This is a genomic window from Mycobacterium sp. NGS41, assembly GCF_059812725.1.
On record NZ_JCALDF010000010.1, the window covers coordinates 143,851 to 159,348 of the forward strand.

13 protein-coding genes and 2 pseudogenes are annotated in these 15,498 nt (G+C 65.3%); 12 read left to right on the plus strand and 3 right to left on the minus strand.

Features of this window, described 5'->3' with window-relative positions; genetic code table 11:
• From AC5Y21_RS12365 to AC5Y21_RS12415, 11 genes and pseudogenes are all read left to right on the plus strand, one after another.
• Complete coding sequence (locus AC5Y21_RS12365) at nucleotides 1-951, plus strand: amidohydrolase family protein (protein WP_499912626.1); 951 nt, start codon at nucleotides 1-3, stop codon at nucleotides 949-951.
• A 157-nt stretch (nucleotides 952-1,108) separates the two neighbouring features.
• Nucleotides 1,109-1,696: a hypothetical protein gene (locus tag AC5Y21_RS12370; RefSeq protein WP_499912628.1), complete on the plus strand. Its 588-nt coding sequence runs from the start codon at nucleotides 1,109-1,111 to the stop codon at nucleotides 1,694-1,696.
• A gap of 45 nt (nucleotides 1,697-1,741) precedes the next feature.
• The gene (locus tag AC5Y21_RS12375) at nucleotides 1,742-2,404 is read left to right on the plus strand and encodes a hypothetical protein (protein WP_499912629.1); all 663 of its coding nucleotides are present in this window, start codon (nucleotides 1,742-1,744) and stop codon (nucleotides 2,402-2,404) included.
• A gap of 86 nt (nucleotides 2,405-2,490) precedes the next feature.
• Complete coding sequence (locus AC5Y21_RS12380) at nucleotides 2,491-2,898, plus strand: hypothetical protein (RefSeq protein WP_499912631.1); 408 nt, start codon at nucleotides 2,491-2,493, stop codon at nucleotides 2,896-2,898.
• A gap of 84 nt (nucleotides 2,899-2,982) precedes the next feature.
• A complete protein-coding gene (locus AC5Y21_RS12385) occupies nucleotides 2,983-4,668 on the plus strand; it encodes an Hsp70 family protein (protein WP_499912633.1) in 1,686 nt (561 codons plus the stop codon).
• 74 nt (nucleotides 4,669-4,742) lie between these two features.
• Nucleotides 4,743-4,961, plus strand: a pseudogene (locus AC5Y21_RS12390) (Hsp70 family protein); the annotation flags it as partial.
• Nucleotides 4,962-4,983: 22 nt separating this feature from the next.
• Nucleotides 4,984-6,219, plus strand: a pseudogene (locus AC5Y21_RS12395) (Hsp70 family protein); the annotation flags it as partial.
• Between the two features lie 58 nt (nucleotides 6,220-6,277).
• A complete protein-coding gene (locus tag AC5Y21_RS12400) occupies nucleotides 6,278-6,937 on the plus strand; it encodes an Abi-alpha family protein (RefSeq protein ID WP_499912634.1) in 660 nt (219 codons plus the stop codon).
• The gene (locus AC5Y21_RS12405; protein ID WP_499912636.1) at nucleotides 6,934-8,196 is read left to right on the plus strand and encodes a DUF445 domain-containing protein; all 1,263 of its coding nucleotides are present in this window, start codon (nucleotides 6,934-6,936) and stop codon (nucleotides 8,194-8,196) included. The genes AC5Y21_RS12400 and AC5Y21_RS12405 overlap by 4 nt, the downstream gene beginning before the upstream one ends.
• 200 nt (nucleotides 8,197-8,396) lie before the next feature.
• On the plus strand, nucleotides 8,397-11,342 hold the full coding sequence (locus AC5Y21_RS12410) for a (Fe-S)-binding protein (protein ID WP_499912672.1): 2,946 nt from the start codon (nucleotides 8,397-8,399) through the stop codon (nucleotides 11,340-11,342).
• Between the two features lie 30 nt (nucleotides 11,343-11,372).
• Nucleotides 11,373-12,659, plus strand: coding sequence for a pyridoxal phosphate-dependent aminotransferase (locus AC5Y21_RS12415; protein WP_499912674.1), 1,287 nt, complete (start codon nucleotides 11,373-11,375; stop codon nucleotides 12,657-12,659).
• 307 nt (nucleotides 12,660-12,966) lie between these two features.
• Here AC5Y21_RS12415 and rfbA read toward each other — a convergent pair whose 3' ends face one another.
• The 3 genes from rfbA to AC5Y21_RS12430 are packed head-to-tail and all read right to left on the minus strand — an operon-like array spanning nucleotide 12,967 to nucleotide 15,015.
• Nucleotides 12,967-13,833 (minus strand): glucose-1-phosphate thymidylyltransferase RfbA, encoded by an 867-nt coding sequence (rfbA, locus tag AC5Y21_RS12420; protein WP_499912638.1) that lies wholly within the window; start codon nucleotides 13,831-13,833, stop codon nucleotides 12,967-12,969.
• A 27-nt stretch (nucleotides 13,834-13,860) separates the two neighbouring features.
• On the minus strand, nucleotides 13,861-14,235 hold the full coding sequence (locus tag AC5Y21_RS12425; protein ID WP_499912640.1) for a nuclear transport factor 2 family protein: 375 nt from the start codon (nucleotides 14,233-14,235) through the stop codon (nucleotides 13,861-13,863).
• Nucleotides 14,236-14,259: 24 nt separating this feature from the next.
• Nucleotides 14,260-15,015 (minus strand): maleylpyruvate isomerase family mycothiol-dependent enzyme, encoded by a 756-nt coding sequence (locus AC5Y21_RS12430; RefSeq protein WP_499912642.1) that lies wholly within the window; start codon nucleotides 15,013-15,015, stop codon nucleotides 14,260-14,262.
• 170 nt (nucleotides 15,016-15,185) lie between these two features.
• Between AC5Y21_RS12430 and AC5Y21_RS12435 the strand changes: the two genes are divergently transcribed.
• The coding region (locus tag AC5Y21_RS12435) for a hypothetical protein (protein WP_499912644.1) at nucleotides 15,186-15,498 on the plus strand (313 nt) is incomplete at its 3' end.

Genomic DNA, 15,498 nt, shown 5'->3' on the forward strand with positions numbered 1-15,498 from the left:
ATGCGAACGATCGCGCTCGAAGAACATTATGCGACAACAGGGTTCCTGAACGGGCCGGGCAGTTGGCTCAAGGCCCGCGCGGGCATCGTCGAGCCGATCTCCGACCTGGGCGATGGCCGTATCGCGGCGATGGACGACGCGGGTATCGACCTGGCGGTGCTGTCGCTGGCCGCTCCCGGCGTCGAGCAGCTGGACGGGCCCGCCGCCACCCGCTTGGCACGGGCGTGCAACGACGAACTCGCGGCGGCGGTCGGCCGGTATCCGGATCGGCTGGCGGGCTTCGCCACGCTGCCGGTGAGCGCACCCGAGGCGGCGGCCGAAGAACTGGAACGGGCGTTGCGCGAGTACGGATTTCGGGGCGCGGTGATCAACGGGCACTGTCAGGGCGTCTACTTGGACGACGCCTCCTTCGAACCCATCCTCGGTCGCGCGGCAACGCTGAAAGTTCCGATCTACCTTCACCCCACGATTCCGCCGGCCGCCGTCATCGAGTCCTGCTACGCCGGTTTTGCCGCCGACGTCACCTTCGCGCTGGCCACCGTGGGATGGGGCTGGCACATCAACACCGCCACGCACGTGCTGCGGCTGATTCTCGCCGGCGTGTTCGACCGCCACCCCACATTGCAGCTCATCATCGGGCACATGGGTGAAGCGACGTCGTTCATGCTGCCCCGGTTCGACACGACCCTGACGCCCGAGCTGACCGGACTGCGGCATCCGGTCAGCACTTACCTGCGGGAGAACGTCAACTACACCTTCGCCAACTTCAATGACGAAGCGACATACGCCAACCTGGTAGCGCAAGTCGGCGTCGACCGGGTGGCTTTCTCAACCGACTACCCCTTCGGTTCGATGAAAGCCGCACGCGCGTTCCTCGACAATCTGCCCCTCAGCCAGGACGACCGGGCCCGGATCAGCCATCGCAACGCCGAGAACCTGCTGGGGCTGTGAGCCGGCCGGCTACAGCAGCGTGAGCAAGCGGCAGCGCCCGTTCCGGCAGCGGTAACGCTTTGCCATCGGGGCGGTTTCAAACGCGCGTCACTGCCGCGACTTGCCGCGCCGCGGCCGTAATCTGACTCCGATATCTCTGATTTCTCAGGAGTAGCGCGTGCTCTTATCGCCAAAAGCACGGTTGGGTGTGGCTGCAGGGTCGTTGCTGCTGAGTAGCGCGCTGGTGGCCGGCTGCAGCACCCTGATCGAGGGTAAGCCGGTCGCCGTGCCGGGCACTGGGCCAACCGAACCGTCCTTCCCCACGCCCAGGGAGACCGCCACCGCGATGCCGACTGCGGCTCCACTGCCGCCGACCACGCCGACCACGCCGACGGCACCGACAAGCCCGACCGCTCCGGCCGGCGCCATCCCGCTCAAGCCCGACCAGAACGGCTACGTCTTCATCGAGACCAAATCCGGTTTGACGCGCTGCCAGATCAACTCGAACAGCGTCGGATGCGAAGCCGCGTTCACCAACTCGCCGATGCAGGATGGCGAACGCGCCAACGGCGTCAACATCAACGCCAACGGCTCCGTGCAGTGGGTCCTGGGCAACCTCGGGGCCATCCCGACCGTCACCATCGACTACAAGACCTACGACGCGCAGGGCTGGACGATCAACGCCACCACCGATGGCACCCGGTTCACGAACAACAACACCCGCCACGGCATGTTCGTCAGCCTCCAAAAGGTGGACACCTTCTGAGTCGGCCACGCGCGGTCGACAGGTGACGTCAGTACCATCGGTGCCGTGGCAAACTATGGCCCACCCGATGACTTCAACCGGCAACCGACGCAAAAGACGCCATGGGATCAATTCCCGCCCGGTCAGCAACCTCCGCCCGGTCAGCAGCCCCCGCCCGGTCAGCAGCCTCCGCCCGGACCGAACGTTCCACCGCCTGCACCAGGTCCGTATGACCAGTACCTGCCGCCGGCACCACCAGGTCCGCGGGACGAATACCGGCCGCCAGAACCGTCGGACCCGGATGCCAAGCCGTCGCCGTGGTACCGCAAATGGCTGGTGCTGGGGCTGTGGGTGCTGCTGGTTCTGGTCCTGATCGCGCTGATCGTCTACGGCACCAGCCAGCTGCTCGGCGGAGACCAGGGCACCAGCAACACCCCGACGACAAGCACGACCACCACCACCGAGCCGACCACCGCCACCACTAGCGCCACGACGACGACCCCGGAGTCAACGACGCCGTCGGAGTCCACGACCACCACCCCCGCGGCACCGCCGCCCAGCGGAGCCCCCCCGCCACCGCATCGGCCCTCGCAGCAACCATCGCAGCAACCGTCCCAGCAGCCGTCGCAGGGGCCCACGAAGCAGCCACACAAGCATCTGCCGCCGCTGCCGTCGGTGATCACCATTCCGGGAGTGCCAACCCCGATTACGCTGCCGCCTGCCCCTTAACAACCCGGTCGCGGCAAGGTCAAGGTTTGACCACCGGCCGGTGCGCAATCACCTGCCGACAGCCGTAGGCGATACGCTCAGCGGCCGTGGCAAGGAACGAGCCGCCGGAGTATGGCGCAAACGACCCCGCCGCCTATGGCGATCCCGGATATGGCGGCGGACAGCCTGAACCAGAACCCGTCCCTGGCTGGCGCAAACCCATAGCGCTGGTCGGATGGGGCCTACTGATCGCGGTGCTGATCGGGCTGATCGTCTACGGAGTGCTTGAGCTCATGCAGGGCCCGGAGCCGACACCGACCACCCCAACCAGGCCACCCACCACCGTCACGGCGACAACCACTCCGACCACGTCGCCGGCACCGACCACAACCCCGACGACATCCCCTACCACTACCAGCACGCCGGCCACACCCGGCACCACCACGGCGACGTTTTCGCAGGATCCGCCGGAAGCACCGCAACCACCGCCACGCAAACGTCTGCCGTGGCATTAAGACAGCCGACGCAGGACCGACGCCCACTATGGTGAGCACCGCTGGACGACCGCCGGCACTGCAACAAGCACGGGAGTACGCGATATGAGCGAGTCGCTCGGGTTGTCGATCGGGGTGGCCAACCTGGTCGCGGTCCGCGCAGGTGGGGCTCCGGTCACGCGCACCCCGGTGTTGACGCTGTTCGACGGTCGCGCAAGCGAAGTCGGCCTGCCGGAAGAGAACCCGAACCTGACCGAGCCCGGCCTGGTGATGCGGGGTTTCGTCGAGCGGGTCGGCGACCGGGCCCCGCTGGTGGCCGCGGACGGCACGAAGTACCTGAGCGACGCGCTGATGGTCGAAGCGCTCGAGGCGATGGCGCGCACGGTCGGCTATGGATCGCCGGTCAGCATCGCCGTCCCCGCGTATTGGTCTGAGGCCCAGGCCAATGCGCTGCGCAGCGAGTTTTTCGCCCAACCAAGCCTGGCCGCCCAGGGAGTGGCTCCGGTTTTGTTCTCCGACGCCGCGGCCGCACTCGCGGCGCTGCAGGCCAAACCGGGATTTCCGAGCGACGGCTTCGTCGCGCTGTGCGACTTCGGCGCCGGCGGCACCACCGTCACCTTGACCAATGCCAAGTCGAGTCTCCAGCAGGTCGGCCAGTCTGTCCGGTACACCGACTTCTCCGGTGACGGCATCGATCAACTCGTCGCCAACTATGTGCGGTCCGGCGGTCAAGACGCCGCCACCAGCACCAACCTCGCCGCCACGGCGCGAACGGCATCGCCGGCCCGCCTGCTCAGCGAATGCAAACGCGGCAAGGAACAACTGTCGGCGGCCACGGTGACCACCATCGCGACGGGTGCCGGTGCCGATTTCCGGCTGACCCGCACCGAGCTCGAACAACTCATCTCCGCGCCGCTGGACCAATTCGTCACGGCCCTCGCAGAGGTGTTGCAGCGCAACGGGATTCCGCACGCGAGCCTGGCCGCTGTGGCAACCGCCGGCGGCGGCGCCGCCATCCCACTGGTCACCGCCCGACTCTCAGAACGCCTTCGCGTTCCCATTCTCACCGCACCGGAGCCCATGTTCAGCGCTGCGACTGGCGCGGTGGTGCTCGGCGCGCGGCAATCGTCGGCGGGCGCTGCTACTGCCGCGGGCACCGCGGTTGAACTTCCGACCGAACTGGTCGCGTCGCCCACTCAAGAGGCCGGCGATGGCAAGCCCACGTACGCCCTGGCCTGGTCACAGGACTCGGCCACGGGACAAGAGCCGGTCCCCTACACCGGTCCCGAACACAGCGGCGGCTATGGGCTGGAAACCACGGGACCCGAAACCGCAGCCGAAGATCGCGGCGCCCCCGAACCGGGACCGTTGCCGTGGTACAAGCGCACGGCGCTGGTGGTCAGCGTGGCCGCTGCCCTTGCGGCCGTGCTGCTGGCGGTGGTGTTGGCACTCACCATGGGAAATCACAAAACCAATCCGCCAAACGAACCGACGCCTTCGCAAACGTCGCGAACCGTGAGCACAACCCTGCCGAACGGCAGCGTCACGACGACGGTAATTCCAGCGCCGCCGCCGAGCGGCACCACGCAGGCTCCGGCCAGCACGACGACCTCCCAGCCCTCGACCACAACAACCACCACAACAACCCAGCCGTCGACCACGACGACTACCACAACCAGCCCGCAGACGTCGTCGTCACAGACGACCACCGCACCGTCTACCACCACGCAGCAGTCGACTACGGCGGCCTCCACGCCGCCCAGCCGACGTCCACCGCCGTTCGGACGCTGACACCCACAGGTCGCTGACGCGGCCCACCGCATACCGCCCGATATTTTGAGCGGGGCGCGGGTACCCCCACTGACGTGAGCGCTGGGCTTCACACTGAATCACTTGGGCTATCAATCGGAGTCGCCAACTTTGTCGCGGCTCGCGTGGGTAGCGCACCGCTAACCCGCAAATCTGCGTTGACATTGTTCGACCATCGACCCAGCGAACTTGGTATACCGGACGACAAGCCCAACCCGTCCGAAATCGGCGTGGTGATGCAGGGATTCGTCGAGCGGGTCGGAGACCCGGCTCCCCGTCCGGTACACCGAATTCTCCGGCGACCGGATCGACCAGCTCATCCTCAATCACCTGCACGCCGGCGCCGCCAATACCGCCAACGCCGACTGCACGAGCACCCACCCGATTGGCTCGGTGAGCCGTCGACTCGACGAATGCCGGCACGCCAAGGAACAGCTGTCGGTGGCCACCATGACCGTCGTCCCCGCCGAAATGCCCGGTTTTGGTCGAGATGTTCGGCTGTACCGCAACCAGTTCGAGCACATCATTTCCGGTGCGCTAGACCGATTCGTCGATTATGTCGAGCAGATGTTGCAGCGCAACAGAATTCCGAAAGCCAACCTGGCCGCAGTCGCGACCGTCGGCGGCGGCGCCTGCATCCCACTCATCACCTCGCGATTGTCGGAGCGCCTGCGGGTGCCCATCTTCACCACGCCCGAACCCGCATCCAGCGCCGCGATCGGCGCGGCCGTACTGGGCGAGCAGCGATCGGCCGGCAGCGCCCCGCCGGCCGTCCACGCTGTCGCCCACGCCAGCGCGGTCGAAACCCAGGCCGGCCAGGCCGTCGGTCAACCGACCGATGTCTCTCCCGCCGGATGGGCCATCCATGCCGCCAACGAAGCGGCCGTCGACGACGGCAAGTCGGCGACCCACCGGGCCCTGGCCTGGTCGCAGGAGGCCAGCTCGGCTCCCGAGCCGGTTCCGTTTACCGATGACCACGAAGTAAAACCCGAAAGCCCTGCCGCTGAGCCCGCTGTCGAGCCGGCAGTCGAACCCGAAGCAGTGCACTCCTGGTATACGCGTCCGACATTGCTTTTGGGCGTTGCCGGCGTCGCTGCGGTGCTGCTCCTCGGAGGCGTCGTGTTCGCGGCGTTCGAGCTGGCCAGGGTGCCCAGTCCGGCCAATATCCCGAGGAATATTAAACCGCCGGTTGAATCGTCGGCGATCCAGCCGGTATCCCCGCTGCCGTCCGAGACCGGTTCGGCGATCCCGTCGTCCCCCTCGTCGGAGCCACCCCCCACCATGAGCAATTCGCCGACCACGACCTGGGCCACCACGACGAGCCTTCCGACCACGACAACCCTGCCGAGCACGACCAGTCTTCCGAGCACGACTGGGACGACCACAACTTGGCCGACCACGACCGCCCCGAGTACTAGTACCTACCCGACGGTGACGACCCCCTCGCCGCAAACGACCACGCCACACGGAACGGCGACGATCACGCGCGCCCCACCGACGCGCGTCACACCAACACCTCCGTGGGGGTACTGATCCGCGCCATGCGGGACCCGGAGAACTGAGCGCGGACCAGCGCGCTTACCGTGCATCCGTGGGAATTTCTCTGGAGCCACGCGCACTGGTAGGACTCGCATCCGGCGTGGCGCAGTTCTGGCTTCGCACCACGATCCGGACCCAGCAACAGCTGCTGAACCTGTTGGAGAACGAGCCCGACGAGCAGCCGCCGGCGCTGACCGCGGAGCGGGAAGCCCCGCCGTCGGAGTCACTTGGCACCAAGATGCGCGGGTTGCTCGACCGGGCGCTCGACCAGAGCACTCAAGGCAGCCAGGCGGAGCTCTTCCACCACATACTCGACCAACTCGTCGCGGATGAGGCGCGAATCATCGGTGCGCTGTCCGACGGTTCCGCCTCAGCGGCGATGAATGTCTACGACTGGACACGTCGCCGCACCCCGGGGCGGGCTGTGCTGGAAAACGCATCGCTGGTCGGCCGCAACGCGAATGTGGCCTTACCCGAAATGGTCCCGGCGTACGTCAGCCATCTGCTGTCGCTCGGTCTGGTCGAAATCGGCCCGGAGGACCCGGACCTCAAGGACGACTACGAGATCCTGACGGCCGAGCCCTCGATCTTGCGAGCTATCGAAGACGCCTCCCGTGGGCCGTTGGCCGCGAAGGTCGACAAACTCACGTTGACGTTGTCCCCCCTGGGCCACGCGTTGTGGGACGCCACGATGCAACAGGAGGGACGATGACCACCGCTGTGGTCGCGTTGCAGACCTGGGGTGAGATCAGACACGACGTCAGCGTCAATTGGGCCATCTATCTGTCGATGCCGTTGGTGGCCGCCTTTGTCGGGTGGAGTACCAAGATCGTCGCGCTGGAAATGGTCTACCGGCCACTGGAATTCAAGGGCATCGGACCGTTCGGCTGGCAGGGAATCGTGCCCCGGCGGGCCGGCAAGGTCGGTTCCAAAACGATCGACCTGCTGACGTCGAACCTGCTCAAACCCGAAGAGCTGTTGAACCGGATCGACGCCAGTGACGCGGTCGAGGCGCTGCGTGCTCCGCTGGCTCAGGCCGTCGACGACATCTCGCGCGACCTCGCCGAGCAGATCCGTCCCGGGCTGTGGGATTCGATTCCCGAGGCCGGCCGTAAAGCGCTCCAGGACCGGATCCAGGCTCAGGCGCCCCGGCTCACCGAGAACTTGCTCAACGAGATGAAGTCAGACCTGACCCGGTACGTCGACCTGCAGTTCCTTGCCGTCACCACCCTGGTGCGCAACAAAGAGAAGCTCGTCAAGCTGATGCGCGGGGTGACCAACGACGCGATGGCGTTCGTGCGGCGCAGCGGGATCTACTTCGGTCTGGGCATCGGCCTCGTGCAGATGTTCGCGTGGGCGCTGTTCAAGAATCCGTGGATCATGCCGGCGTTCGGTTTCACGGTCGGCTTCATCAGCGACTACATCGCGCTCAACATGCTGTTCCGGCCCATGCAGGAGACGAAAATCCTTGGCCTGTTTTCGTTTCAGGGCCTATTGCACGCCCAGCGCGAGAAGATCACTCGCGACTACGCCAAGATCTTGGCCGACGACCTGTTCGCACCCGAGATCCTTCTCGACGGCGTATTGAAAGGTCCCGGCTCGGACAAACTGTTCGCGTTCGTCGCGAAGGAAGTCGACGAGGCAATCGACGCGCAGAGCGGTGTCGCCCGGCCGCTCGTCGTGCTTGCCGTCGGCACGCAGCGCTACCGCGAACTCAAGGACAGGGTGGTGAACCTGGTCTTGGAGCGCCTGCCGTCGACGCTGCTCGAGGCGCAGCACTACGCGACGAGTGTGATCGATCTGGAAGAGACCATCGTCGACAAGATGAGCCAGCTCTCTCCGGAGGAATACGAATCGATCCTGCGGCCGGTGTTCAAGGACGACGAGCCGTTGATGATCGCGGTCGGAGCCGTCCTCGGCGGCGTCGTCGGTGAGATCCAAGTGCAGCTGATGGAGCTGTTGGGACACTGAGGATCCGCTGCGAACTGCGCAACTTAGGGCAGCCTTTCTCGCGCTGAAAACCCCAAAGATGTCACTATGAGCAGGTTAAGCAGCCAGCAAAGGCGCGATCACGCGCACTGATCGGTACGGCGTAGCGACGCCGGAATAACTGTGTACTGGGGTGACCTTTCGTGACGCAGACGGACATCAGATTGATCCTGGGCCTGGGCATGACCGCCATCGTGGGCTTGTTGGCGCTGAAGCGCGTCTGGTGGTTGTACCAGCTGGTCACGTCCGGCCAGCCGGCTCCGGGGCGCACCAACGATCTGGCGGCCCGCATCTGGGCCGAGACTTCCGAGGTGTTCGGCCAGCGCAAGCTGCTGAAATGGTCGCTGCCCGGTTTGGCGCACTTCTTCACCATGTGGGGCTTCTTCATCCTGCTTACGGTTTACATCGAGGCCTACGGCGTGGTGTTCAAGCCGGACTTCGCCATCCCCGTCATCGGCCACCTGAACGCGCTGGGCTTTTTGCAGGACTTCTTCGCGCTGGCCGTGCTGACCGGCATCGTCACCTTCGCGATTATCCGAATGCGCACCGAGCCAAAGGAATACGGCCGCCAATCCCGCTTCTACGGTTCACATACCGGCGGCGCGTGGCTGATTCTGTTCATGATCTTCAACGTCATCTGGACCTACGCCATCTTCCGCGGGGCCTCGGCGAACGCCCTCGGCGATAAATTCCCTTACGGCAACGGCGCCTTCTTCACCCACACCATGGCCAACCTGATGGCCGGGCTGGGTCCACACACCAACGAGATCGTCGAGACCGTCGCGCTGATGCTGCACATCGGCGTCATGCTGGCCTTCCTGCTAATTGTGTTGCACTCCAAGCATCTGCACATTTTCCTGGCGCCGATCAACGTCATCTTCAAACGGCTGCCCGACGGGCTGGGCCCGCTGCTGCCGGTCGAGGCGGTGGTCGATGGTGAAGCTAAGCCGATCGACTTCGAAAACCCGCCCGACGATGCCGAATTCGGCCGCGGCAAGATCGAGGACTTCACCTGGAAGGGCATGCTCGACTTCGCCACCTGCACCGAATGCGGGCGCTGCCAGTCGCAATGCCCGGCCTGGAATACCGGAAAGCCCTTGTCGCCCAAGCTCGTCATCATGGACCTGCGCGACCATTGGATGGCCAAGGCGCCCTACATCCTTGGCGAGAAGGAGACTCCGCTCGAAAGCACTCCGGCGGGCGGACTCGGTGAAGAGTTGCGCGGTGAAAAGCACGCCGAAGAGCATCACGTCCCGGAGTCGGGTTTCGGCCGCGTACTCGGCTCCGGGCCGGAGCAGGCCAGCCGCCCGTTGGTCGGCACGGCCGAACAGGGCGGGGTGATCGATCCCGACGTGTTGTGGTCATGCGTCACCTGCGGGGCGTGCGTGGAGCAGTGTCCGGTGGACATCGAGCACGTCGACCACATCGTCGATATGCGCCGCTACCAGGTGATGATGGAGTCGGAATTCCCGTCCGAGCTGTCGGTGCTGTTCAAGAACCTGGAGAACAAAGCCAACCCGTGGGGTCAGAACGCCTCCGACCGGACGAACTGGATCGACGAGGTCGACTTCGACGTCCCGGTCTACGGCCAGGATGTCGACAGCTTCGACGGCTACGAGTACCTGTTCTGGGTGGGTTGCGCGGGCGCTTACGACGACAAAGCCAAGAAAACAACCAAGGCCGTCGCGGAACTGCTCGCCATCGCCGGGGTGAAGTACCTGGTGCTCGGCGACGGGGAAACTTGCAACGGCGACTCGGCACGCCGGTCCGGCAACGAGTTCCTGTTCCAGCAACTCGCCCAGCAGGCCGTCGAAACCCTGGACGGGGTGTTCGAGGGGGTGGAGACCGTCGACCGCAAGATCGTCGTCACCTGCCCGCACTGCTTCAACACGATCGGCAAGGAATACCGCCAACTGGGCGCCAACTTCACCGTGTTGCACCACACCCAGCTGCTCAACCGGCTGATCCGCGACAGGAAGCTGGTCCCGGTCACCCCGGTCAGCCAGGACATCACCTACCACGACCCGTGCTACCTGGGCCGCCACAACAAGGTCTACGAGGCGCCACGCGAGCTGATCGGCGTCGCGGGGGCGAACCTGACCGAAATGCCGCGCCACGCCGACCGCAGCTTCTGCTGCGGGGCCGGCGGCGCCCGGATGTGGATGGAAGAGCACATCGGCAAGCGGATCAACCACGAACGTGTGGACGAAGCGCTGGCAACCGGAGCCTCCACCATCGCCACCGCCTGTCCGTTCTGCCGGGTAATGGTCACCGACGGTGTGAACGACCGGGCCGAAGAGGCGGGCCGCAGCGGCGTCGAGGTGCTCGACGTGGCTCAGGTGCTGCTCGGGTCTCTCGACCGCGACCAGGTGAAACTGCCGGAGAAGGGCACGGCCGCCAAGGAAGCCTCCGAGCGGACTGCGAAGGTTGAGAAAACCGAACCCAAGGCTGCGGCGCCGGCCGCACCGGCTGAGGCACCCGCCGAGGAACCAGCGGAGGCGCCAGCGCAACCCGCCGAAAAGCCCGCCGCAGCGGCACCTGCCGCGCCTGCTAAAGGCCTGGGTATCGCCGGTGGGGCCAAGAAACCCGGGGCTAAGAAACCCGGCGCCAAGAAAGCCGCGGCTCCCGCAGCGGAAGCCACCAAGGCCCCCGAAGCTGCCGCAGCCGCCGCACCCGCCAAGGGGCTGGGCCTGGCGGCAGGCGCCAAGCGACCAGGTGCCAAAAAGGCCGCCGCTCCGGCGGCCGCAAAAGCAGCGGATGAGACGGCCAAGGCAACCGAGGTTTCCGCTGAGCCTGAGGCCTCTGAGGCACCCGAGGCCGCCGCTGAGCAGGCCAAACCCGCCGCGCCCGCCGCGCCCGTTAAAGGACTGGGCATCGCCGCCGGCGCCAAGCGCCCGGGAGCCAACAAAGCAGCGCCCAAGGCGCAGGCGGCTGCGGCACCGGCCAAGCCGGCTGAACCGGCTGAAACGGCCGAGCCGGCGGCCGAAGTCAAACCCGCTGAGCCGGCTCCCGAAGCGAAGGCGGAACCTGAGCCGTCGTCGGAAAGCGACGGCGAATCGGCGCCGCCGGCTGCGCCGGTCAAGGGACTGGGCATCGCACGCGGGGCCCGTCCACCGGGCAAGCGCTGATCACGACTTGGCACCTATCAGCAAATATCGCTGGACAGCGATGGCACCATGGGTGACGTGAGTACTCACCAGCTGCCCTTGCATGCCGGTCATCATCGGCAGCGCGCCTTCGCGCAGTCGTCCAAGCTGCAGGACGTTCTGTACGAAATTCGCGGTCCGGTGCACGCGCATGCCGCGCGGCTGGAAGCCGAGGGACACCGCATCCTCAAGCTCAATATCGGCAACCCGGCACCATTCGGCTTCGAGGCGCCCGACGTGATCATGCGCGACATGATCCAGGCGCTGCCCAACGCCCAGGGGTACTCCGACTCCCAGGGAATTCTGCCGGCCCGGCGCGCAGTGGTAACCCGTTACGAACTCGTCGAAGGCTTCCCCCGTTTCGATGTCGACGATGTCTATCTGGGCAACGGGGTCTCCGAGCTGATCACGATGACGTTGCAAGCGCTGCTCGACAACGGCGATCAAGTGTTGATCCCGTCGCCGGACTATCCGCTGTGGACGGCGTCGACCTCACTCGCGGGCGGCACGCCAGTGCATTACCTGTGCGACGAGACCCAGGGCTGGCAGCCCGATATCGCAGACCTGGAATCGAAGATCACCGAGCGCACCAAGGCGCTGGTCGTGATCAACCCGAACAATCCCACCGGCGCGGTGTACAGCCGCGAAATACTGTGCCAGCTGGTCGATCTGGCCCGCAAGCATCAACTGCTGCTGCTCGCCGACGAGATCTACGACAAGATCCTTTACGACGACGCCGAGCACATCAGCGTTGCCACCCTGGCTCCCGACATGCTGTGCCTGACCTTCAACGGGCTGTCGAAGGCCTACCGGGTCGCCGGCTATCGGGCCGGCTGGCTGGCGATCACCGGCCCCCAGGACCACGCCAGCAGCTTCATCGAAGGCATCAACCTGCTGGCCAACATGCGGCTGTGCCCGAATGTCCCTGCGCAGCATGCGATTCAGGTAGCGCTCGGAGGCCACCAGAGCATCGAAGATCTAGTGCTTCCGGGCGGCCGGCTGCTAGAACAGCGCGACGTGGCCTGGACCAAGCTCAACGAGATCCCCGGAGTGTCATGCGTCAAGCCCGAAGGCGCGTTGTACGCATTCCCCCGGCTGGACCCCGAGGTGTACGACATCGTCGACGACGAGCAGCTCGTCCTCGAGCTGCTCTTGTCGGAGAAGATCCTGGTCACTCAGGGCACCGGATTCAATTGGCCGGAACCAGATCACCTCCGCATCGTCACCCTGCCGTGGTCGCGCGATCTCGCGGCCGCCATCGATCGGCTTGGGAACTTTTTAACCAGCTACCGGCAGTAGGGCCGTTTGGTGACTCGGCCGGACCCGTTGGCTGAGCGCAAGATACCCGGTTGTTGTCGACTCTGAGCGACAAACGTTGTCCGCCAAGCAATTTGTCGCTGTGATGTGAGCGCGAAGTGTTCGCTTATCGCCTCATGTCAAGGTGACCGCGGCGAATTCGTCGTCGCGGGCTTTCGGCGTGAATCGTGCACTTTGGCTGTGAAGCCTGGGCTTTCGCGGTGAATCGCGGGCGGGACAAAGCCGATTTCCTCGCCTTGGCGTCACACGCAAAGCCGTGTGTTCACACCCAAAGCACTACGAGGCGAAATCAGCTCCGTTCCAACAACTGCAGCAGGTAGCGACCGTAGCCGGACTTGATCAGGCTGTGCGCGCGCCGCGACAGCTGCTCGTCGTCGATCCAACCAAGCCGCCACGCCACCTCTTCGGGAACGCTGACCTTCAAGCCCTGCCGACGTTCTAAAGTGCGGACGTAGTCGCTGGCGTCCAGCAGTGAATCAAACGTTCCGGTGTCCAGCCACGCCGTACCACGGGCCAGCACCTCGACCTTCAGCCGGCCCCTGTTCAGGTAGATCTGGTTGACCTCGGTGATCTCGTACTCGCCTCGCGCCGATTTGCTTAAGCCGCGGGCAATCTCGATCACGTCGTTGTCGTAGAAGTACAAGCCCGGCACCGCGTAGTTGGACTTCGGAGTAGCGGGTTTCTCCTCCAGCGACAGCGCTGTGCCGTCGGGGCTGAACTCGACGACCCCATAGGCGGACGGGTCGGCCACCCAATAGGCGAAAATGGCTCCGCCACTGATGGATTGAAAGCGTTTCAGACTGGTTCCCAGGCTGGGGCCGTAGAAGATGTTGTCTCCCAACACCAATGCCACTGAATCGGTGCCGATATGGTTGGCGCCGAGGACGAACGCCTGCGCCAGACCTTCGGGTTGATCCTGGGTCGCGTAGCTGATGTTGACCCCGAATTGCTTGCCATCGCCCAGAAGCCGCTGAAAGCCGGGCGCGTCATGGACCGTGGTGATCACCAGAATGTCGCGGATGCCGGCCATCATCAACGTGGAAAGCGGATAGTAGACCATCGGTTTGTCGTAAACCGGCAGCAATTGCTTGCTGATTCCCATGGTTATCGGGTACAGGCGGGTGCCCGAGCCGCCGGCCAGGATGATTCCGCGCATGTGTGGCTCCCTACTGCTCGGTCGGCCTCAATTGACCAGATCCGCCTCAGTGAGTTCGGTGGCCGACAGCGCCGCCGCCAGGTCGTCATGACGGAAGACGGCGGTGACGTGGTCGCGTACCACCCGGAAAGCTGACGCCGCGGTTGTGACGGCATCGGGGTCGTCCCGGCTGCTGATCTGCTGTTCGACGACGACCACGCCGTCATGTACGAACATCCGGCCGAGCTCCGCCGTCGTATTGAGCGAAGCGGCCCACCTGCGCAGCGCCTGGTGGCCCTGCGCGGCCCCGCGCGCATCGCCGATGTCAATGTCGTCGCTGGACAGCGCCACCAAGGTGTCCAGGTCAGAGGCGTTGAGCGCGTCGTGCCACGCCAGAACGGTGGCGATCTCCGATGTGGTCATGGTCTGCAAATTACCGTGTCCGGCCTATAGCGGCGTGCGGTCCAGCCAGTTCTGCCAGACGACGTCGTCGCCGAACATCTGGATGCCGCTGTCGGCGATCGAGACACGGCGCAACAGTGCCAGCAGCAGCTCGGCGGCGCCGCCGCGCAGTGCCACGGTGCCTTTGCCGTGTTCATGTACCCAGCTGATCGCGCCGTCGGCGACACTGATCGTCCATTCACCCGGCTCACCGAGATCAGGATCGGTGGCGTGCAGGTGGATGGTGTCATCGTCGCCGAGCGGCAGCGGCGCCCCGTCGCGTCCGGCCTGAATCGCAACGCGCTCAAGCCATTCGGTGATCCCGTCAGCGGCGATGTCGGGATCGAGGGCGAAGTCGCTGCCGACCGCGATCGCGGCGTCGGCGCGGTGCACGGCCGCCTCGTGCAGCCGGCGGCGGATCCACCAGTTCGCCGGGCGCGGCCCGAGAAAGGTCCACACCGGCGTTTCCACACCCACCTGCTCGACGGCATCGATCAGTCGCTGTGCGCCGCCGTGCAGCCAGGAGATCGCGTCGGCGCGGTCCGGCGGCGGCTTGCCGCCTTCGACGCTGCGGAAATCGAGGAATTGGTCGCGCTTCTCGCGGACAATCTGCGCCGCCCAACGGTCACCGCGCCCGACGTGGCGGAACAGTTGCTCAAGTGTCCAGCCGGGGCACGTCGGGACCGGCGTCGACGGATCTGCGTCGCGGATCAGGTCGCCGAAAGCGCGGGTCTGCTCTAGATATGCCGACGCAAAGTCCACGGGGTCAGATTACCGGGGGGTTTGTCCACAGGTGCCCTGCGGCCTGAGGCGCCGACAGCAAGGAGCTCGCCAAGGATATTTCAAGGATCCTGTCGTACCTTACGCATTGTCTGCCAGCACGACCGACCTCGGAGCATGCTGGAGCACACGCGCGAGAGAAAGGACCATAAATGGCTCTTGCTAGAAAAGTTGCCGCTGTATGCCTTCCTCTTGCTTGCATCACTATTGGCATTGGTGCCGCCGCCTATGTCGAAGGGGACACCAATCCAAAAATATTGTTCGTTGCGGTTGGTATCGCGTTGGGGGCCATAATCTTTGGTCTGATACGGCCGAAGTGGGCGGAGCGCGCCGAGGAGAACTCAAGGTGGATGATCCCACCGGATGGTGTCGGGTTTGCGCTTGCCGTGATCTCTGCTGGGCAACAGCATAAGCGCTGGCAGCGCGCCGCGCTCGAGCGGCGTGAGCGCATCGCGGGCCGTGCCG

Coding starts and splice junctions, on each gene's coding strand:
- AC5Y21_RS12405 (WP_499912636.1), top strand. CDS start 6,934: ATGACCACCGCTGTGGTCGCGTTGCAGACCTGGGGTGAGATCAGACAC.
- AC5Y21_RS12385 (WP_499912633.1), top strand. CDS start 2,983: ATGAGCGAGTCGCTCGGGTTGTCGATCGGGGTGGCCAACCTGGTCGCG.
- AC5Y21_RS12410 (WP_499912672.1), top strand. CDS start 8,397: ATGACCGCCATCGTGGGCTTGTTGGCGCTGAAGCGCGTCTGGTGGTTG.
- rfbA (WP_499912638.1), bottom strand. CDS start 13,833: ATGCGCGGAATCATCCTGGCCGGCGGCTCGGGCACCCGCCTGTACCCG.
- AC5Y21_RS12425 (WP_499912640.1), bottom strand. CDS start 14,235: ATGACCACATCGGAGATCGCCACCGTTCTGGCGTGGCACGACGCGCTC.
- AC5Y21_RS12365 (WP_499912626.1), top strand. CDS start 1: ATGCGAACGATCGCGCTCGAAGAACATTATGCGACAACAGGGTTCCTG.